Here is a 19,661-nt window from a genome sequence, read left to right as displayed (position 1 = left end):
CGGTGGGGTCAGCGCTCGTTGACCATCCGCAGGAACGCCTCGACGAGCGGACCTGAGGTGGCCGCCCCGTTCTCGCCCTCGTCGACGTAGACCGCGACGGCCAGGTCCCCCTGCGCCGCGATCATCCAGGTGTGGGTGAGCCGCTTGCCGTTGCGGTCGAACTCCGCCGTGCCGGTCTTGGCGATCACCGGCTTGCCGGGCACATCGGCCAGACCACGACCGGTGCCGTCGGTGACCACACCCCGGAAGATCGTACGCAGCTCCGCGGCCTCGTCGGCGGCGAGCGGCTCCACGCCCGACGGCTTGGCGGCCTGGCCCTGGACGAGGTTCGGGACCACGGTGTGCCCGGCCTGGATGGACCCGATGACGGTGGCCATCACGAGCGGCGAGGCGAGCACCTTGCCCTGTCCGATCAGGTCCGCGGCATGCTCGGTGTCGCCCTCCGGCTCGGGGATCTGCCCGAAGTAGGAGGTGAAGCCGGCGTCGCGGTCGATGCCGAAGCCCAGGGAGGCGGCGGCCGAGGCGATCTCGGCGTGGCCGACCTCGTTCGCCGCGCCGATCATGGCGGTGTTGCAGGACTCCGCGACGGCGTGGGCGAGCGTGATCTCGCCCAGCGCGGACTTCGGGTACCAGGAGTCGTTCTTGAACGTCTTGCCGTCGACGGTGGCCTTGGCCGGGCAGGTGACCCGGCTGTCGGCGTCGAGGCCCTTGCGGAGCAGCGCGAGCGTGGTCGCGGCCTTGAAGGTCGATCCCGGTGCCGCCTGGCCGTAGGTGGCGAGGTTCATCTTGTTGTCCGCGCCGTTGGCGGCGACCAGCACGGCGCCGTCGCTCGGCCGGATAGCGACCAGTGCACTCTCGGGCTCGACCTGCTTCAGGATCTTCTCGGCGCTCTTCTGCATCCGCGAGTCGAGGGTGACGGTCAGCGACTTCCCGTCGATCGGGTCGGTGCTGTAGAGCTTCTTGAGCACCTCGCCCTCGTCGCCGAGCACCGAGACCTGCAGCCCGGGCTTCCCGCGAAGCTGGTCGTCGTAGCGGGCCTGCAGCCCGGAGAGGCCGGCGAGGTCACCCGGAAGGTAGGTCCCGGGCTTCTTCTTCATCATCTCGGCCGTCACCTCACCGACGATGCCGACGACCGGAGAGGCGAACTCCTTCGTCGGGCCGAGCGGGAGGGTCCGGTTGAGCATCGCGGCGCCCTTGATCCGGCCGATCTTCGCAGCCTTGGCCTTCGTCATCATCGGCTTGCGGATCGAGAGCGCCTCGACGAACGCCTTGTCCCCCGCTGCCTTGACCCGCTTGGCGTAGCGCTTGGGGTTGATGCCGACGATCGCGGCGACGTCGCGGGCCGCGGCGGGCGCCGCCACCGGGTCGATCAGTGTCTTGTCGATGCCCACCGTGACGACCGGTCGGTCGGCGACGAGGGTCTCACCCGACGTGCTCAGGATCTCGCCGCGCTGCTGCGGGACGGTCTCGACGTGCAGGCTGCGCCCTTCGGCGAGCGTCGGCGCGACGACGGTGGGCTCCCAGACGAACTCCCACTTCTCACCGGTCTTGCGGAGCTCGACCTCCGACTCGTAGGTCCACCGGCCGCCAGGGAGACCCCATGCCCAGGTGAGCGTGGACTTCGCGCTGTCGGTGCCGTGGCCGGTGAAGGTGGGCTTGGTCGCGGACACGTCGGGCGCCCCGAGCTTCCCGAACAGGTTGCCGGTGAGGTCGTGGTAGTCGCTCGCGACGGCAGCGGGATCCGTCTCGGCCACGAAGTCCACCTTGGTGAACGTGCCGCTCTTCAGGGCCGTGGTCAGGGTAGACATGCTCGGACCGGGGTCCTTGGCTCCACCGCAGCCGGCAAGCAGCGGTAAGGCGACAGCAAGGGCCGCAATGCCCCGGGAGACTCGCATGGAACGGTTCTATCAGCCTTGGCCCCAAGATTGGGTTACACCCGTCCAACGCGGAGGTTGTGAAGCCGAGAGTGACCGGTGGACCACGCTCGGCTTCACAACCCGTCCGATCAGTGCGTCGCCAGCCAGGCGTCCAGGTCGACCCCGCGCTGGTCGGCGAGCTTCTGCAGACGCTCACGCGTCGGCGGCTGGAACACCTTCGGCTCGATGTGGCGGTCGAGCGCGGCGTACTTCCTCTGCTTGGCGGCCTGTGCGGGACCGGTCGCCTCGGCAGCGGCGATCACCGCGGGACCGGCGGTGACGGTGGCTCCGGTGAGCGGCGAGCTCACCAGGGGTGTGTAGCCGTCACGGTGCCCGGCCGCGTTGGCGTGGTAGGACTCCTCGACCGGGTTGGAGAGCCCGTTGATCCACTCCACGTCGTCACAGACCGCGTGTCCGGTGAACCGGCTGATCGGGTTGACGTACGTGAACCCGGCAGCGCTCGCACGCGAGGCCGTGGTGTTGTTGAGGAGCACCGCGGTGTCGTTGAGGATCGCCTCGTCCTGAGGGCTGAACCAGGTGAAGGCGTTGCAGTCCTCGCCCATGAACAGCTTCGGATAGCCCACGACCACCACCTTCGCGCTGGGCGCTGCCGACCGGATCCGGGAGTAGAGCGTCCCGAGGCTGCCCGGGAGCGTGTTGCGGATGTAGCTCTGCGCCCCCGCGACCGCTCCGGCGCAGTCGCTCGCCCAGGCAGGGAGCGCGCACTCGGTGATCACGTCGGCGAAGCCGGCGTCGTTGCCACCCACCGAGATGGTCACGTAGCGGGTCGAGCTCGACAGCGCGCTGAGCTGGCTGTTGGTGACGTCGGCGACGACCGCGCCGGAGCAGGCGCGGAAGTTGAGGCTGTAGCTCTTCGCCGCGGCGACCAGGCTCGGGTACGCCAGGGTCGACCGCATGCAGTTGCTGCCGTCGTTGATGTAGCTGCGCGTGCCGACTCCCGAGGAGTAGGAGTCACCCAGAGCGACGTACGGCTCCCCAGCCGCTGAGGCTGGGGAGCCGGGGGCGACGGCGAGGCCGGCGCCGAGAAGGGCGATGGAGGTGAGGGAGACCGCGAGGCGGACTTTGGACAGGCGGAAGATCACGTTCATGGCAACTCCCGAAAGCCGGGGACCGCTGGGGGCGCGGCCCTTCCCTTCGGTTGTACGCGCCCTTACGTATCCCCGCAGGAAATTTGTTTCATGTCCAAGTAACTGTCCGGAACCCGCTTACCCCGGTTCATTCCACGTTCTGGAGACGCGGCAGGATCCGGTCGAGCCACTTCGGCAGCCACCACGCACCGGCCCCGAGCAGCCGCATCACCGCGGGCACCACGAGACACCGTACGACAACCGCGTCGAGCAGCACCGCCACCGCCATCACGAAGCCCATCTCCTGCAGCATCCGGTCCGGGCTGAACCAGAAGGCGCCGAAGACCACGACCATGATCGCGCCGGCCGCGGTGATGACGCCGCCGGTGTGCGCCAGCCCCTCCCGGACCGCCTCCTGGGCATCGCCGCTGCGCAGCCACTCCTCGCGCATCCGCGAGATCAGGAAGACCTCGTAGTCCATCGAGAGCCCGAAGACGATCGCGAACGTCATCACCGGCAGGAACGCCTCGATCGGACCCGGCTCGACCCCGAGCAGCCCCTCCTGGAAGACGTACGTCATCGCCCCCATCGAGGCGCCGATCGAGATCAGGTTGAGGACGGCCGCCTTGATCGCCACCGCGACGGAGCGGAAGACGCACATCAGCAGCAGCGCGGAGAGCCCGACCACGAGCCCGATGAAGAGCGGTAGCTTCTTCGCGACCGCGTCGGAGTAGTCGATCAGGGCCGCGGTCGAGCCGCCGACGAGGACGTCGTCACCGAGCTCTTCGCGCAGGTCCTTGACCAGCTCGGTGGTCTCGGCGTCCTGCGGGCCGGTCTCCGGGAAGGCGATGGAGGTGAACACCGCACCGTCGGCCGACGGCTGCGGCGGCGTCACGGCGGCCACCCCGGCATACCCCTGGACCTTCTCGTACGCCGCGGCCGCCTGCCCCTGCGAGCCCTCGGTCATGACCACCAGGGGACCGTTGGCGCCGGGACCGAACTTGTCGCTGACCAGGTCGTACGCCTTCCGCGTGGTCGAGGAGGGGTCGTCGTTTCCGGCGTCGGCGAAACCGAGCTGTAGGCCGAGGACGGGAGTGGCCAGCGCACCGAGGGCGACCAGGGAGACGAGCAGGGCGGCCCACGGGTGCCGCTGGACACCTGAGGCCCAGGCCCGCCAGCGCTGACCGGGCTCGCGACGGGACCGGGCCGCGTGCTTGCGAACCGACTTCTCCAGACGCTTGCCGAACAGCGTCAGCAGGGACGGGAGCAGGGTGACCGCGGCGATCATGGTCATCAGGACGGTCAGCGCGACCCCGAGCACGACACCCTGGATCGAGGTCAGCTGCAGCACGTAGAGGCCGCAGAGCGCCAGGATCACGCTGACGCCGGCGAAGAGGACCGAGCGTCCGGCCGTGTCGATCGCGGTCGAGGTGGCGTCCTCGCGGGCGGCGCCGCGGAGCAGCTCGCTGCGGTAGCGCGAGAAGACCAGCAGCGCGTAGTCGATGCCGACGCCGAGCCCCACGATCATGAGCATCGGCGCGGTGTAGTCCGGGATCGTGGTCAGGTGGGAGAGCAGCGTGACCACGCCGAACGTGGTGCCGACCGCGAAGATCGCGGTGATCAGCGGCAGGCTCGCGGCCAGGAACGAGCCGAACATGAACAGCATGATCACCAGAGCGGCGAGCATGCCGATCCCCTCGGAGCTGCCGCCCTCGCTCTCATTCACCTCCCGCATCGAGTCTCCGGCCATCTCGATCTGGAGGTCATCGGTCGCGGTGTCGTCCGCGATCTCGAGGAACGGCTCGTAGGCGCTGGTCGGGAGCTCGCCGGGCTTGGCGTCCATCACGATGGTGACCAGCGCCGTCGTACCGTCCTCGCTCACCGACCCACGCTGCGGGTCTGCGGCCTCGATGCTCTCCACGTGAGGGACGTCGGCGAGCGCGGCGAGCAAGTCGTCCACGGCCTGCTGGTCGGTGTTCCAACCGCGCTCGTCGTGGATCACCGCGCGCACCTCGTCGCCGGCCGATCCGCCGTGCTTCGCCTGGAGGTCGGCCATCTCCTGCGACTGCGTGCCGGGGATGTCGAAGGAGTTGCGGTAGTCGTCGCCGATGCTCTGCGCCGCGGCCGTCACGCCGACGAGCACCACCACCCACAACAGCAGCGCGGTCCAGTGGTGGCGTTGGGAGAAGGACGCCAGCCGCCGCAGCGGACTGGGTCTCGTGGTCGTCTGGATGGTCATCATGTCTCCTTGTCAGTGTTTTGCCTGGCTACCTGTAGACAGACAACATGTATGAAGACAATGTACGACGGGCTGTGTAGGCTGTCTACATGAAAGCCGACGCCCTCCGTGGCCACCTCGACTCGCTGATCCTGGCCGTCGTCGAGAAGCAGCCCCTTCACGGCTACGCGATCATCGAGGCCCTCAGCGCCCGCAGCGGTGGCGAGCTCGACCTCCCCACCGGCACGATCTACCCGGCCCTACGTCGCCTGGAGAAGGCGGGCTACCTCGACAGCTCCTGGTCCGAGGTCGGCGGCCGCAAGCGCCGCACCTACGAGCTCTCCTCCGCCGGCCGCAACGCGCTCGCCGCCCACCGCCAGGAGTGGCGCACCTTCGCCAAGGTCGTCTCCGGCGTGCTCGGCGAAGCCTGACCGCCGAGGCGTCACCCCCGCCGCTCGAGGCGTCACCTACGTCGGCCGAGTCGGCACTTTTGGGGACCGAATCGGCAGTTGTGGCCGCCCATTCAGGGAGTTCCCTGATGTGGCCGAGGCCGCCGGCGACAGAAGATGGGGTTCATGAGCGCCGTCGACGTCTACCTAGCGGATCTGCGTGCTGCGATTCCCGGTCCGAGCTGGACCCGGCGAGACCTCCTGCGTGAGGCCGGAGACCACCTCGAGGACGCGACCGACGCCTATGCCGCGGCGGGCTACACGCCCGCGGAGGCCGAGGCCTTGGCGCTGCGCGACTTCGGCTCGGTCGACGACATCGCTCCCGGGTTCCGCGACACCGTCGCAATCGGTGCCGCGCGACGTACGGCCCTCATGCTCGTCCTCGTCATGATCCCGCAGGCGTTCCTGTGGGACGGCGGCATCGACCTCGCTTCGAGCGCGCACCTGGCGGCCCCCGACGCCGGGCTGTTCCGCGTGCTCGACGGGATCATCGAGTACGTCGGCACGATCGGCGCCCTCGGAGCCGTCATCGCGCTCGCGGTGACCGCGATCGGTCAGCGGTGGCTCGCCATCGGCCGGCGTACGGCACGGCTCACCGCGACCTGGACCCTCGCCATCGCGGTCGTGATCCCGGTCATCGGCTTCACGATGCTGACCCTCACGGGCAGCCTCACCGTGATGGTCGCGCTGGCCGCGATCGCCTTCATGGTGACCCCGTTCGCGCTCGTCGCCGCCTCGGCCCAGCGCACCCTCGCCGCCTGCTGACCTGCCGAAGCGTCACTCAGGTCGGCCGAGACGTCACCGACGCGACCAGTCGGCCGACGCGCATGACGCTTCGGCCGACGAGGGCGACGTCTCGGGTCAGTCGAACTTGCGCTTCTGACGCGGCTTGCGGGGCCGGTCGCCAGCGGCCTCGGGGGCGCCGCGGCGCGGTCCCTGGCTGCGGTCGAAACGACCGCCCGAGCGACGCACGGGACCACCGCCGGAGTCCTCGGAGAGCTCGATGAGCTTGCCGGAGATACGGGTCGACTCGAGTGCCTTCCACGTCTCGGGGGCAAGGTCGGCGGGGAGCTCGACCAGCGAGAAGTCGTTGCGGATGGAGATGTTGCCGAAGTCGGCGCGGCGCAGGCCGCCCTCGTTGGCGATGGCACCGACGATCTGGCGCGGCTCGACGCGGTGACGCTTGCCCACCTGGATCTTGTACGTCGCCAGCGGCTGCCCGTTGCCACGCGACCGTGACGTCTCGCGACGCTCACCGGCCCCACGCTCGCCCCGGTCGTCGCGGTCGCGACGGCCCCGGCGCTCGTCGTAGGCGGGCTTCTCGGGCTCCGGCTCGAGGAGCAGCGGCTCCTCGCCGTGGAGGACGGCGGCCAGGGCAGCGGCGACGTCGACCTCGGGGACGTCGTGCTCCTCGACGTAGTGACGCACCACGTCGCGGAAGAACTCGATCTTCTCGCCCTCCTGGAGCGCGGCGGTGATGCCGTCGTCGAAGCGGGAGAGACGGGTCGCGTTGACCTCGTCGACCGAGGGCAGCTGCATCTGCACCGGCTGGGCCTTGGTGTGCTTCTCGATCGCGCGCAGCAGCCACCGCTCGCGCGGGGTGACGAACGAGATGGCGTCGCCGGTGCGGCCGGCGCGGCCGGTGCGGCCGATGCGGTGGACGTAGGCCTCGACGTCGGTCGGCAGGTCGTAGTTGACGACGTGCGAGATCCGCTCGACGTCCAGACCGCGGGCCGCGACGTCGGTCGCGACCAGGATGTCGAGCGAGCCGTCCTTGAGCTGGTTGACGGTCTTCTCGCGCTGGGCCTGGGCGATGTCGCCGTTGATCGCGGTCGCGGCGAAGCCACGCGCGCGCAGCTTCTCGGCCAGCGACTCGGTCTCGGACTTGGTGCGGGTGAAGACGATCATGCCCTCGAAGTTCTCGACCTCGAGGATGCGGGTCAGCGCGTCGACCTTCTGGGGGTAGGACACCATCAGGTAGCGCTGGGTGATGTTGGCGGCGGTCTGGGTCTTCGCCTTGACCGAGATCTCCTGCGCGTCGCGCAGGTACTTCTTGGACAGTCGACGGATCTGCGCCGGCATGGTGGCCGAGAAGAGCGCGACCTGCTTGTCCTCGGGGGTGTCGGCGAGGATGGTCTCGACGTCCTCGGCGAAGCCCATGTTCAGCATCTCGTCGGCCTCGTCCAGCACCAGGAAGCGCAGCTGGGACAAGTCCAGCGTGCCCTTCTCCAGGTGGTCCATGATCCGGCCGGGCGTGCCGACGACGACATGGACGCCGCGGCGGAGCGCGGTCAGCTGCGGGCCGTAGCCCTGGCCGCCGTAGACCGGCAGGATGCGTACGCCGTCGATGTTGGACGCGTAGCGCTCGAACGCCTCGCACACCTGCAGTGCGAGCTCACGCGTCGGCGCGAGCACGAGCGCCTGCGGCGCGTTCTGGTAGACGTCGAGGTTGGAGAGCACCGGCAGCGCGAACGCGGCGGTCTTCCCGGTGCCGGTCTGCGCGAGACCGACGACGTCGCGCCCCTGGAGCAGGGTGGGGATGGTGGCGGCCTGGATCGCGCTCGGGGTCTCGTAGCCGAGAGCCTTCACGGCCTCGAGGACGCCCGCGGACAGACCGAGTGAGTCGAAGGTCGGACCCTGGTCTGCCTCCACGATCGGCTCCTCGGTCGCGGGAGTGGTGGATACGGCAGAATCAGCGTCGGTGCTCACCATCCAACGGTAGGCCCTTATAGCACGATCTCGGCATTCCTCGGCGCGGTGGTCCCCGTCACTCAGGAGACGATGACCTCGTCGCCGACCGCGATCTCACCGGGATGGACGACGCCGAGGTGCACCGCAGCCCAGACCTTGCCGTCCCACTTCCGATGGACCGCGAGCGTACGCAGCGGGTCCTTGCTCTTCTCCAGCGTCACCGGATCGATGGTGGTCATCACGCAGCGCGGGACCGCCGTGACCACCCGGAACCGGACCGGCCCGATGCCGATCTCCGTCCACCCGTCCTCCGCGAACGCCTCCTCGGCACCCTCGACCAGGAGACTGGGCCGGAACCGCTGCGCGGTGACCGTCACCTCGCTCCAGGCGTCGATCGCGGCGACCGAGGCGTCGGTGATCAGCGAGACCGCCGAGTCGTCCTGGAAGGCGGCGTGGTCGGAGGCGGTGAACCCGTCCTCGACGTCGAGCACTCGGCGGAACGGGTCGTGGCACCACACCAGCGACAGGTCGTCGCGGCCGAGGAGACGGCGCAGCCACGCGTCGGCCTCCGGACCGGCCGGGCGCACGCGCATCTTCGGACGGTTGAACATCTGGACGTCGCGTACGCCCTCGGCCGGGAGCGCCAGCTCGATCGCCTCGTGCCCGGGCGCGCTCAGCCGCAGATCGGCGCTGCCGCCCGTCGCCGGGGTGTCGGCGACGACGGCGAAGAGCTCACGGACCTCCCGCGCCGAGACGAGCCTCCCCTCACCATCGACGACCATCCACTCGCGGTCCCCGACGAGCCCGGCCCTGCCGACGTACGCCTCCTGGACCGGCCTGATCGCCGTCGACTTCACCGGATGGACATTGATACCCGCCAGACGCATGGGCCGATTGAACCGCTCCCGGCTACTCAACGGTTACCGATTTTGCGAGATTGCGGGGTTTGTCGACGTCGTGACCGAGGGCCTTGGCGGCATGGAAGGCGATCAGCTGGAGCGGGATGGTCAGCAGGATCGGGTCGAGCTCGACCTCGTTCTTCGGTACGTCGACCCGCAGTGCGTCGAGCTCGCCGAGGTCGACATCGGGGTGGGTGACGACGACCAGCGGCCCGCGGCGGGCGCTGATCTCGTGCAGGGCGGCCACGTTGCGGTCGGTCAGCTCGTCCTGGGGCACGATCGCCACCGTGGGCACGGATTCGGAGATCAGCGCGAGCGGGCCGTGCTTCAGCTCGGAGGTCTGGTAGGCCTCGGCGTGCCGGTAGGAGATCTCCTTCAGCTTCTGCGCGCCTTCGCGGGCGACCGGGTAGCCGCGTACGCGACCGACGAAGAACATCGACTCCGCCTCGGCCAGCCGCGACGCCACCTCCTCGAGGTGGGACTCGCTCTTGAGGATCTCCTCGATCTGGGACGGCAGTGCCTGCAGGCCGGCGATGAGCCGCTTCCCGTCGGCGATCGAGAGGTCGCGAACCCGACCGAGCTGGAGCGCCAGCAGCGAGAACGCGACGTACATGTTGGTGAGCGCCTTGGTCGAGGCGACCGCGATCTCCGGGCCGGCGTGCAGGTAGATGCCGCCGTCGACCGCGCGCGCGATCGCCGAGCCGACGACGTTGACGACGCCGAGCACCCGGCCGCCCTTGCGCTTGATCTCCTGGACCGCGAGCAGGGTGTCGATGGTCTCGCCGGACTGGGAGACGGCGACGTAGAGGGTGTCGGGCTCGATGATCGGGTTGCGGTAGCGGAACTCCGAGGCAGCCTCGGCGTCGGCGGGGATCCGGGCCAGCTCCTCGATCAGCCCCGCACCCATCTGTCCGACGTAGTAGGCGGAGCCGCAGCCGAGGATCTTCACCCGGCGGATCGCGCGCAGCTCGCGGGGGTCGAGGTTGAGCCCGCCGAGGTGGGCGGTGCCGAACCGCTCGTCGAGCCGACCGCGAAGCGCACGCTCGACCGAGGACGGCTGCTCGAGGATCTCGGTGAACATCCGCGGCTCGTCGGCGAGCTCGCCGTACTCGTAAGCAGACGGGTCCACGTCGACCTCACGGGCCGTCGTGACGGTCGTCGTGAGGTCCTGGCGGAAGGTCGTGAAGCCGGTCGCGGTGACCGTCGCCAGCTCCCCGTCGTCGAGGTGGGCAACGGTCGTGGTGTGGCGTACGACCGCAGCCAGATCGGAGGCGACGTACATCTCCCCGTCGCCGACACCGATGATCAGCGGCGAGCCGTTGCGAGCCACGACCATCCGGTCGGGGAAGTCGGCGTGCACGACGGCCAGCCCCCAGGTGCCCTCCACCTGGGAGAGCGCGTCGACGACCTTGGCCTCCAGATTGTCTGCAGTCGACAATCCGATGAGATGCGCGAAGACCTCGGTGTCGGTGTCGCTGACCAACTTCACGCCCGCCTCGGTGAGGCGCTCCCGCAACGAGGCGGCGTTGTCGACAATCCCGTTGTGGACAACCGCCACTCGCCCGTCGGCGGAGACGTGCGGGTGCGCGTTGGTGTCGTTGGCCGGACCGTGGGTGGCCCACCGGGTGTGCCCGATGCCGACCTTGCCGGCGAACCGCTTCGGGAGGGCATCGACCAGGTCGCGTACGCGCCCGGCCTTCTTCACCACCTGGAGCCTGGCGCCCAGCACCGCGACGCCCGCCGAGTCGTAGCCGCGGTGCTCGAGCCGGGCCAGCCCCTCGGTGAGCAGACCCGCGGCCTGCTGGGGTCCGATGTAGCCGACGATTCCGCACATGTGTCCTGTCCGTCCTATCCGTAGATGAGCCGACGCAGCTGCCGCTCGGTCAGCGGGGGCGCAGCAACGACCCGCGCCCGAAGCTCCTCGGCCAGCTGCGCGAAGATCGCGTCGTTCTTCGCGCCGTAGGTCTTCAGCTGTGCGTGCCGGCGGCGTACGTAGTCCTCGACCGGTTCGTCGAAGTACGCCACCACGTCCTCCACCACCCGCGTCGCCTCCGCGGACGAGAGCCCGGTGGTCGCGACCAGGTGATCGATCAGGGGTTGCTCGGCACTCACCTCACCAACTGTGGGGCACTTCAGCCGCCACGATCAAGTTTCTGCCCGATTTCGGGCAGAAAACGGTAGTTAGTCGTCAAGTGGGGAGGCGGTCATCCAGATCGCGCATTCCGATGCCCCGAGGTGGAGCGAACAGGGTCATCTTGCGGACTGCTTGGACATCAGTGTGGAGGTGCGGTACCTTAGGTGAACACAAGGTGAACAGGAGGTGTCTGATGAACGGAAACAAAGTGACTGGCAAGCTCGAGCTTCGCTGGCTCCCTGTCGTCGACCGCCGCGGCCGCAAGCACATGGAGGCCCGCTGGGTCGAAGTCAGTGCCCCCGCGACCACCCGTCACGCTGCCTGACAGCCGCTCAACGCTTCCGAGGCCCGCCCCCGACAGGGGAGCGGGCCTCGTGCGTTTAGGGATAGCGTTGTCACTGCAACCAATCTTCCGCCGTCGTCAGAAACGCGCACGAGAGCGGGAACATTGCGCGAGATTCCCCCGTTATGATGCTTGCAGTTTCAACCAATCCTTCCAGGAGCACATCCGCCATGGGCATTTTCAGCAAGAAGGACACGGCCCCCGCCGCGACCGAGTTCGACACCCCGACCGCCGCCATCGACGACATCTCGGGTGACTACACCCTCGACGTCGCCCACACCCGCCTGGGTTTCTCGGCCCGCCACGCGATGGTGACCACGGTCCGCGGCTCCTTCAAGGAGTTCGAGGGCACCGCGACGATCGACACCGCCGAGCCGGCCAAGTCCAAGGTCTCGCTCACGATCAAGGCTGACTCCGTCGACACCGGCAACGCCGACCGCGACGGCCACCTGCTCTCGGGCGACTTCTTCGAGAACGAGGCCCACCCCAACATCACCTTCGAGTCGACCGAGGTCGAGTTCGACGGCGAGACCTGGAACATCACCGGCGACCTGACCATCAAGGGCAACACCAAGTCGGTCACCGTCCCGTTCGAGCAGACCGGCTCGGCCAAGGACCCGTTCGGCAACACCCGGGTCGGCTTCGAGGGTGCCGTCGCGATCAACCGCACCGACTGGGGCCTCTCCTTCAACGCCGCCCTCGAGACCGGCGGCGTGCTCGTCTCCGAGAAGATCAAGCTCGAGTTCGACATCTCCGCGATCAAGACGGAGGCCTGAGGAGACACCGACCACGGTCGGTGAAACCACGACGGGGCCACCGGGAAATCTCCCGGTGGCCCCGAGGCGTCTCATCGACGCCGAAGACGAACTGGCTCGTGCGTGGAAACGCTCAGGATCCGTTCGGGACGTAGTAGTGCTTCTCCGCCCCGACGCGCGCCGTACCGACGGCATCGACGGACGAGGAGTCGCCCGTCACTCCCCCGGCGAACCCCAGCTGATCAGTGCCGAGACCGACGTCGCGCCCGCTACGGAGCGGCCCGGTGTCCTTGTCATGGTGGACGACGCCACCGCCGGCCTGGTCGACAGGAGACTCGAGGTGCGCACGGCCACTGGCCACGACCGTCGTCCCATCGGTCGTCACCGTCACCGCTGCGTCGCTCCCGGCTTGCTCTCCCGAGACCGTCACCGGACCGACCGGCCCTCGATCCGGAGCCTTGATCGGCTTCGATGCGGCCACCGGCGTGGCCCGCCCGTCAGCGTGATCGACGGACTGCGAGTCTGCGCAGGCGAACCCGGCGCCGGCGGCCACGAGACCACCGGCCAGAAGGGTCGCCGCCACAGTCATCCGAAGTGCCCCGAAGACCTTCGAGCTCATCGCGTTCTCCTGACTTGAGTTGCACGGCATGGGACACGGGACCCCGTCAGCGCCTACACCCGGCGCCCGAGCGCACGGGGATCGCGGCGGCGCCGACGGGGTCCCGCCGGGCGGAGCGAGCGCAGTTCTGGTCGCGCTCGTAGCCCCACCCATCGGACCGGACGGATAGACAGTCCCGAGGATCTGCCACTGTCACGCCCGGTGGTAGATCCACACAGACGACGCCCCCCGGCGCCCAATCGCCTGCATGGATCCGTTGCTCATCATCACGCTCGGTCGCGGCTTCGGGCAGGGCGTGGCGAGCCGGTACGGCCCGGCTGACACCGCGGCCTCGACTCCTCGTCGAGGCCATCACTGCCTCATTGCCCCACATGGACGCTCCCGAGATCGGTCCGGATCAGACCCTTTCGATACTTGTTACGTACTTCCGTGCATGGATGTTGCAGTTACTTCAGAAATATGGAAGAAGTCCCGCAAACACGTCACTGGGACGTGTTTGCGGGACTTTGCTCGGAGTCGCTCAGCGCACTTCCGTCGTCGAGCTCAGCTCGTCGACGACACCCTCGTCACCGGCGTCGACCGAGTAGTCCGAGGCCACCGTGGCATCTTCACCGTCGGCCACGCCGAGAGCCCTCAGGATCGGGGTCAGCACGACGACCACGATGATGTTCAGCAGGAATGCGGTGAGGGCGATGTAGATCGGCGTCTCGGTGCCCGGGAACGGCGCCAGTGGCCCGCCGAAGTGCTCCTGCGTGGGCGAGGAGACGCCGTACGCGACGTACGTCCCGTACGCCATCCCGACCGCCCAGCCGGCCAGGACCGCCCAGCGGTGGAACCATCGGGTGTAGAGCCCGACGACGATCGCGGGCAGCGTCTGCAGGATCCAGACACCTCCGAGCAGCTGCAGGTTGATGGCGTACGACTTCGACAGCCCCAGCACGAAGAGCAGCGCCCCGAACTTCACGATCAGGGACACGATCTTGGCCTGCTTGGCCTCGTCCTGCGGGGTCGCTTCGGGCCGGAGGTAGGCCTTGTAGATGTTGCGCGTCCACAGGTTCGCGGCCGCGATCGACATGATCGCCGCCGGCACCAGGGCGCCGATGATGATCGCGGCGTACGCGACACCCGCGAACCAGGCCGGGAACTGATCCTCGAAGAGCTGCGGGATCGCGAGCTGCGGGTTCGGCGGGTCGCCGACCATCACCCCCGCCGCGAGCGCGACGAACCCGAGCAGCGCCAGGAGGCCCAGCAGGAACGAGTACGCCGGCAGCAGCGAGGCGTTGCGGCGGATCACGTTGCGGCTGCGCGTGGAGAGGACACCCGTGATCGAGTGCGGATACATGAACAGCGCCAGCGCCGAGCCGAGGGCGAGCGAGGCGTACGCCCACTGACCGGCCGCCTGCGACGGGAAGAGCGCCTTCGGCGCCGCGTCGCCGGCGGCGATCGCGTCGGCGTTCTCGGTGTTGAAGGTGTCGAAGCTGCCCTGCACCGTCTCGAAGATGTTGGCCCAGCCACCGAGCTGCGACGGGATGTAGATGATCGCGACGATGATCACGATGTAGATCAGCGAGTCCTTCACGAACGCGATCAGTGCCGGCGCCCGCAACCCGGAGGAGTACGTGTAGGCAGCCAGCACCGCGAACGCGATGAACAGCGGCAGGTCACGGATGAACCAGTTCGACGAGTCGCTCTGCAGGCCCATCACCTCGAGCACGACCTCCATGCCCACCAGCTGCAGCGCGATGTAGGGCATCGTGGCGAGCAGCCCGGTGAGCGCGACCGCGAGGCCGAGGGACTTGGACCCGTAGCGGCCGGTGACGAAGTCGGCCGGGGTGACGTACCCGTGCTTGTGCGAGACCGACCACAGCTTCGGCAGGAACGCGAAGATGATCGGGTAGACGAGGATCGTGTAGGGCACGGCGAAGAAGCCGACGGCGGCGCCGGCGAACAGCGTCGCGGGGACGGCGATGAAGGTGTAGGCCGTGTAGAGATCGCCGCCGATGAGGAACCAGGCCACGAACGTACCGAAACCACGGCCGCCGAGGCCCCACTCGTCGAGGTTGTCCATCGACTTCGCCCGCCGCCAGCGCGCGGCGGAGAAGCCGAGGATCGTGACCAGCAGGAAGAGGAAGGCGAAGACGGAGACCGCTACGGCGCTCACTGGCCACCCTCCTTCCACGGACGCCCGGCGGCGGCACGGTCACGCCGGAACGCAGCCTTGGCGACGAAGTAGGCAACGGTCGTGAACAGGACCGAGCAGGGGATGAGGACGAGCTGGAACCAGAAGTAGAACGGGAATCCGGCGAACGTCGGATCCTCCTTCGCGTACAGCGGAACCGCGAGTGACGGGGCTGCTGCCGCGACCAGGAGGACCCCGACGAGGATCCACGAGCCCTTGGACGGGGACGGCATGGGTCACCTCCGAGATCTGTCGATGTGGGGTTTGGGCGATCTGTGACCTTGGTCACATTCGTCGGCGGTGTCCAGCCCAAATCGACCGGCACGACGACGAACGGTCGATCTGCGGCGACGAACGGTCGAATCGCCTGCCGCGCGACGTCTTCAGGGCTAGCCTGCAAGGTGATCCTCCCCCTCGGCACAGGAGCGCCCCATGAGCACTGAAGTCCCCAGGATCGATCGGCGCCGTCTGCTCGGCGCTGCCGTGGCCGGCGCCGCGGCGACTCCGCTTCTCGCCGGATCGAGCGGCGCGGCGAGCGCGACCGTCGAGCCGCTCGGACGCGGCGAGGCCGTCCGGCCGGGCGCCGACCGTGCCGCGGCCGACGGCTGGTCGGTGCTGTCCGGCGAACGGGTCGGCATCATCACCAACCCCACCGGAGTGCTGCGCAACCTGCGCAACATCGTCGACGAGATGCACGAGTCGGGCGCCGTGACCATCGCCGGAGTGTTCGGACCGGAGCACGGCTTCCGCGGCACGGCCCAGGCGGGCGGCTCGGAAGGGACGTTCGTCGACGAGCGCACCGGGCTGACCGTCTACGACGCCTACGGCGCGAACGTGGCGAAGATGCGGGAGCTGTTCACGACCGCCGACGTCGAGACCGTCGTCTTCGACATCCAGGACGTCGGCTCCCGGTTCTACACCTACATCTGGACGATGTGGACGGCGATGCAGGCGGCGGTCGCCACCGGCAAGCGCTTCGTGGTCCTCGACCGGCCCAACCCCGTGGGCGGGACCGCCCGCGGCCCGATGATGACGGCGGCGTACACCTCGGGCGTCGGCGCCCGCGAGATCGTCCAGCAGCACGGGATGTCGGTCGGCGAGCTGGCCCGGTTCTTCGACGGCGAGTTCCTCGAGGAGCATGCCGGCGCCCGGCTCGACCAGCTCGACGTCGTCCAGGTCTCCGGGTGGAGGAGGACGACGCTGTACGCCGACACCGGGCTCGACTTCATCCTGCCGAGCCCCAACATGCCGACCCCCGACACCGCGCTGGCCTACCCCGGGACCTGCATGTTCGAGGGCACCAACCTCTCCGAGGGACGCGGCACCACCAAGCCGTTCGAGCTGATCGGGGCGCCGTTCGTCGACCACCGCTGGGCCGCGGCGCTGGAGGAGGCCGACCTGCCGGGCGTGACGTTCCGGGAGGCCTACTTCAACCCGTCGGTCAACAAGTTCGCCGGCCAGGTCTGCGGAGGCGTGCAGGTCACGATCCAGGACCGCGACCGGTTCGACCCCATCCGTGCCGGGGTCGAGATGCTGGTCACCGCGAAGGCCCTCTATCCCGAGTTCGCCTGGCGCCAGGACTCATGGGACACCGCCCGCCCGTTCTGGATCGACAAGCTCACCGGATCGACGAGGCTGCGTACGCAGATCGACGCCGGCGCCACCGGCGACGAGGTCCAGGCTGCCTGGCGCGACGAGCTGGCCGCGTTCGACGCGACCCGCCGCCAGTACCTGATCTACCGCTGACCGGGCCGGTTCGTACCGAAACCCCGCCGAGTCGGCGCGTTCGAACGCGCCGACTCGGCAGTGGTACGGATCAGCGGAGGGCGGCGGTGGCGGCCGCGAGCGCGGTGACGCGGTCCCAGTCGCCGGAGGCGAGCGCGTCGGCGGGGGTGAGCCAGGAGCCGCCCACGCAGCCGACGTTGCGGAGGCCGAGGTAGCTGGGCGCCGTGGCGAGCGTGATGCCGCCGGTGGGGCAGAAGCGGGCGTCGGGCAGCACCGAGGGCAGCGAACCCAGGAACTTGGCGCCGCCGGAGGCCTCGGCAGGGAAGAACTTCATCGCGGTGTGGCCGGTCTCGAGGACCGCAAGGGCCTCGGAGACGGTGGCGGTGCCGGGCAGGAACGGCAGACCGGTGTCGCGCATCGCGCCGAGCAGCGTCGGGGTCGCACCCGGCGAGACGAGGAACTGTGCCCCGGCCGCGGCGGCCTCCTTGGCGAGCAGCGGCGTCGTCACCGTGCCGGCGCCGATCAGGACCTCCGGCACCTCCTCGGCGATGGCGCGGATGGCGTCGAGCGCCACCGGCGTACGCAGCGTCAGCTCGACCACGGGCACGCCACCCTCGGCGAGGGCGCGGGCCACCGGAACCGCCTGGTCGAGGGCGTCGACGACGACGACCGGGATCACCGGGGAGAGGTCGAGCAGGTCGGTGGACTTCAGGTCAGACATGGACGGGGCTCTCCTGGGACGATGCGGCGCTCTGCTGGATTTGAGCGAACGGGAAGACGGAGGCGCCGGTGTCGGCAGAGCCGACGGTGGCACGGAAGGCACTGAAGAGCTCACGGCCGGTGCCGCGCCACTCGGCGTCGAGCGGTGCTCGGCCGGTGGTCGGGCGGTGCGCGAACTCGTCGGGGTCGACCCCGATGCTCAGGGTGCCGGCGACGGCGTCGACGGTGATCAGGTCGCCGTCCTGCACGCGGGCGAGCGGCCCGCCGAGCGCGGCCTCGGGGGTGAGATGGATGGCGGCGGGCACCTTCCCCGACGCACCGGACATCCGGCCGTCGGTGACGATCGCGACGTGCTGACCGCGGTCCTGCATGACCCCGAGCGCCGGGGTGAGCTTGTGCAGCTCGGGCATGCCGTTGGCCGCGGGGCCCTGGTAGCGGATCACCGCGACGAAGTCGCGGCCGTCGAGGCGCTTCTCGGAGAAGGCGGTGAGGAAGTCGGCCTGGTCGTCGAAGACCACTGCCGGGGCGGAGACCACCCGGTGCTCGGGCGCGACCGCCGAGGTCTTGATGACGGCGGTGCCGAGGTCGCCGGTCAGCATCCGCAGGCCACCGTCGGGTGAGAACGGGTCGTCGGCCGGCCGCAGCACGTCGAGGTCGCCGGAGATCGGGGCGCCCTCGACCAGCTCGATCTCGCCGTCGCGGGTGAGCCGCGACTCCTGGGTGTAGGCCGACAGCCCCGGGCCCAGGATCGTGGTGACGTCCTCGTGGAGCAGCCCGGCCTCGAGCAGGGTGCGGATCAGGAAGCTCACGCCGCCGGCGGCGTGGAAGTGGTTCACGTCGGCGGAGCCGTTGGGGTACATCCGGGTGAGCAGCGGCACGACCGGCGACAGGTCGGAGAGATCGGCCCAGGTGAGCTGGATCCCGGCCGCACGGGCGATGGCGACCAGGTGCATCGTATGGTTGGTCGAACCACCCGAAGCGAGCAGCGCGACGCACGCGTTGATGATCGACTTCTCGTCGATCATCTCGCCGATGCCGGGACCACCGGTGAGCGCCAGCTCGGTGGCCCGCTCGGCGGCTGCGCGGTTGAGCGCGGCACGCAGCAGCGTGTCCGGCGACGCGAACGAGGAGCCCGGCAGGTGCAGGCCGAGCACCTCCATCAGCAGCTGGTTGGAGTTGGCGGTGCCGTAGAAGGTGCAGGTGCCGCGGGAGTGGTAGCTGGCGGCCTCGGCTTCGAGCAGCTCCTCGCGGGTGGCCTCGCCCGCTGCGTACCGCTGGCGGACGCGGGCCTTCTCCTTGTTGGGAAGGCCGGAGGACATCGGGCCGGCCGGCACGAAGACGGTCGGCAGGTGGCCGAAGGAGAGCGCGCCGATCATCAGCCCCGGCACGATCTTGTCGCACACGCCGAGCATCAGCGCGGCGTCGAACATGTCGTGCGACAGGGCGATCCCGGCCGACATCGCGATCACGTCGCGGGAGAAGAGGGAGACCTGCATGCCGTCGCGGCCCTGGGTGATGCCGTCGCACATGGCGGGTACGCCGCCGGCGACCTGCGCCAGCCCGCCGGCCCGCATGACCGCGGCCTTGAGGAGCGGCGGGTAGGTCTCGTAGGGCGCGTGGGCCGAGAGCATGTCGTTGTAGGACGTCACGATCGCGACATTGGGCTTCGCCGCGGGGGTGATCACCTTGAGCTCGGCCTTCGTCGGCGCGGTGGAGGCCGCGAAACCGTGGGCCAGGTTGCTGCACGCGAGCCGGCCGCGGGCGGGCCCGGCGACTCGGGCGGCCGCGATGCGGGCCAGGTAGTCCGCCCGGGTGGCGGCCGAGCGCTCGATGAGACGCGCGGTGACGTCGGCGACGGTGGGGGAAACGGCAGTCACGGGTCCTCCAAAGGCTGTGTGCTTTGGCACACAATGTCACGATCTTTG

The 19,661-nt window shown here is 69.3% G+C and carries 17 protein-coding genes; 5 read left to right on the top strand and 12 right to left on the bottom strand.

Annotated features, from left to right (window positions below; genetic code table 11):
- Positions 1-8 precede the first annotated feature (8 nt).
- The 3 genes from ACFVDI_RS00615 to ACFVDI_RS00605 form a co-directional block, all read right to left on the bottom strand.
- Positions 9-1,808 carry a penicillin-binding transpeptidase domain-containing protein gene (locus tag ACFVDI_RS00615; protein WP_378899229.1) on the bottom strand — a complete coding sequence of 600 codons (1,800 nt, stop codon included), beginning with the start codon at positions 1,806-1,808 and terminating at the stop codon, positions 9-11.
- A 197-nt stretch (positions 1,809-2,005) separates the two neighbouring features.
- Positions 2,006-3,025 (bottom strand): SGNH/GDSL hydrolase family protein, encoded by a 1,020-nt coding sequence (locus ACFVDI_RS00610; protein WP_378899227.1) that lies wholly within the window; start codon positions 3,023-3,025, stop codon positions 2,006-2,008.
- A 127-nt stretch (positions 3,026-3,152) separates the two neighbouring features.
- Positions 3,153-5,243 (bottom strand): MMPL family transporter, encoded by a 2,091-nt coding sequence (locus ACFVDI_RS00605; RefSeq protein WP_378899225.1) that lies wholly within the window; start codon positions 5,241-5,243, stop codon positions 3,153-3,155.
- A gap of 89 nt (positions 5,244-5,332) precedes the next feature.
- Between ACFVDI_RS00605 and ACFVDI_RS00600 the strand changes: the two genes are divergently transcribed.
- Positions 5,333-5,653, top strand: a complete 321-nt coding sequence (locus tag ACFVDI_RS00600; RefSeq protein ID WP_008356007.1) for a PadR family transcriptional regulator — start codon at positions 5,333-5,335, stop codon at positions 5,651-5,653.
- 144 nt (positions 5,654-5,797) lie between these two features.
- Positions 5,798-6,436 (top strand): permease prefix domain 1-containing protein, encoded by a 639-nt coding sequence (locus ACFVDI_RS00595; protein ID WP_378899223.1) that lies wholly within the window; start codon positions 5,798-5,800, stop codon positions 6,434-6,436.
- 96 nt (positions 6,437-6,532) lie between these two features.
- Here ACFVDI_RS00595 and ACFVDI_RS00590 read toward each other — a convergent pair whose 3' ends face one another.
- From ACFVDI_RS00590 to ACFVDI_RS00575, 4 genes are read right to left on the bottom strand one after another with little or no spacing between them, the layout of a single operon-like run.
- Positions 6,533-8,383 (bottom strand): DEAD/DEAH box helicase, encoded by a 1,851-nt coding sequence (locus tag ACFVDI_RS00590; RefSeq protein ID WP_378899221.1) that lies wholly within the window; start codon positions 8,381-8,383, stop codon positions 6,533-6,535.
- A 59-nt stretch (positions 8,384-8,442) separates the two neighbouring features.
- Positions 8,443-9,249: an MOSC domain-containing protein gene (locus ACFVDI_RS00585; protein ID WP_378899219.1), complete on the bottom strand. Its 807-nt coding sequence runs from the start codon at positions 9,247-9,249 to the stop codon at positions 8,443-8,445.
- Between the two features lie 22 nt (positions 9,250-9,271).
- Positions 9,272-11,095, bottom strand: a complete 1,824-nt coding sequence (gene glmS / locus ACFVDI_RS00580) for a glutamine--fructose-6-phosphate transaminase (isomerizing) (RefSeq protein ID WP_378899217.1) — start codon at positions 11,093-11,095, stop codon at positions 9,272-9,274.
- A 14-nt stretch (positions 11,096-11,109) separates the two neighbouring features.
- A complete protein-coding gene (locus tag ACFVDI_RS00575) occupies positions 11,110-11,373 on the bottom strand; it encodes a hypothetical protein (RefSeq protein WP_378899215.1) in 264 nt (87 codons plus the stop codon).
- A gap of 215 nt (positions 11,374-11,588) precedes the next feature.
- Here ACFVDI_RS00575 and ACFVDI_RS00570 point away from each other — a divergent pair, with 215 nt between their 5' ends.
- Together ACFVDI_RS00570 and ACFVDI_RS00565 are read left to right on the top strand one after the other, a co-directional pair.
- Entirely contained in the window at positions 11,589-11,720 is a 132-nt protein-coding gene (locus tag ACFVDI_RS00570; protein WP_281285070.1) for a hypothetical protein, read from the top strand.
- 188 nt (positions 11,721-11,908) lie between these two features.
- Entirely contained in the window at positions 11,909-12,514 is a 606-nt protein-coding gene (locus tag ACFVDI_RS00565) for a YceI family protein (RefSeq protein ID WP_328527885.1), read from the top strand.
- Between the two features lie 112 nt (positions 12,515-12,626).
- Here the strand turns inward: ACFVDI_RS00565 and ACFVDI_RS00560 are convergent, their stop codons facing one another.
- The 3 genes from ACFVDI_RS00560 to ACFVDI_RS00550 all read right to left on the bottom strand — a co-directional run bounded on the left by ACFVDI_RS00560 (position 12,627) and on the right by ACFVDI_RS00550 (position 15,524).
- Complete coding sequence (locus ACFVDI_RS00560) at positions 12,627-13,112, bottom strand: hypothetical protein (protein ID WP_378899213.1); 486 nt, start codon at positions 13,110-13,112, stop codon at positions 12,627-12,629.
- A 520-nt stretch (positions 13,113-13,632) separates the two neighbouring features.
- Positions 13,633-15,273, bottom strand: coding sequence for a monocarboxylate uptake permease MctP (gene mctP, locus ACFVDI_RS00555; protein WP_378899211.1), 1,641 nt, complete (start codon positions 15,271-15,273; stop codon positions 13,633-13,635).
- A complete protein-coding gene (locus tag ACFVDI_RS00550) occupies positions 15,270-15,524 on the bottom strand; it encodes a DUF3311 domain-containing protein (protein WP_378899210.1) in 255 nt (84 codons plus the stop codon). The genes mctP and ACFVDI_RS00550 overlap by 4 nt, the downstream gene beginning before the upstream one ends.
- A 199-nt stretch (positions 15,525-15,723) precedes the next feature.
- On the opposite strand from ACFVDI_RS00550, the gene ACFVDI_RS00545 reads away from it, so the two are divergent.
- The gene (locus ACFVDI_RS00545) at positions 15,724-17,037 is read left to right on the top strand and encodes an exo-beta-N-acetylmuramidase NamZ domain-containing protein (protein WP_378899208.1); all 1,314 of its coding nucleotides are present in this window, start codon (positions 15,724-15,726) and stop codon (positions 17,035-17,037) included.
- A gap of 70 nt (positions 17,038-17,107) precedes the next feature.
- On the opposite strand, the gene eda is transcribed toward ACFVDI_RS00545, so the two are convergent.
- Both eda and edd read right to left on the bottom strand, forming a co-directional pair.
- Positions 17,108-17,737: a bifunctional 4-hydroxy-2-oxoglutarate aldolase/2-dehydro-3-deoxy-phosphogluconate aldolase gene (gene eda / locus ACFVDI_RS00540; RefSeq protein WP_378899206.1), complete on the bottom strand. Its 630-nt coding sequence runs from the start codon at positions 17,735-17,737 to the stop codon at positions 17,108-17,110.
- On the bottom strand, positions 17,730-19,613 hold the full coding sequence (gene edd / locus ACFVDI_RS00535; RefSeq protein ID WP_378899204.1) for a phosphogluconate dehydratase: 1,884 nt from the start codon (positions 19,611-19,613) through the stop codon (positions 17,730-17,732). Before edd ends, eda begins: the two co-directional genes overlap by 8 nt.
- Positions 19,614-19,661 lie beyond the last annotated feature (48 nt).

The sequence above is a fragment of the Nocardioides sp. NPDC057767 genome (assembly GCF_042798275.1).
Lineage (GTDB): Bacteria > Actinomycetota > Actinomycetes > Propionibacteriales > Nocardioidaceae > Nocardioides.
The sequence above is the reverse complement of the archived record's forward strand: the minus strand, read 5'-3'. Positions and strand labels throughout refer to the sequence as shown.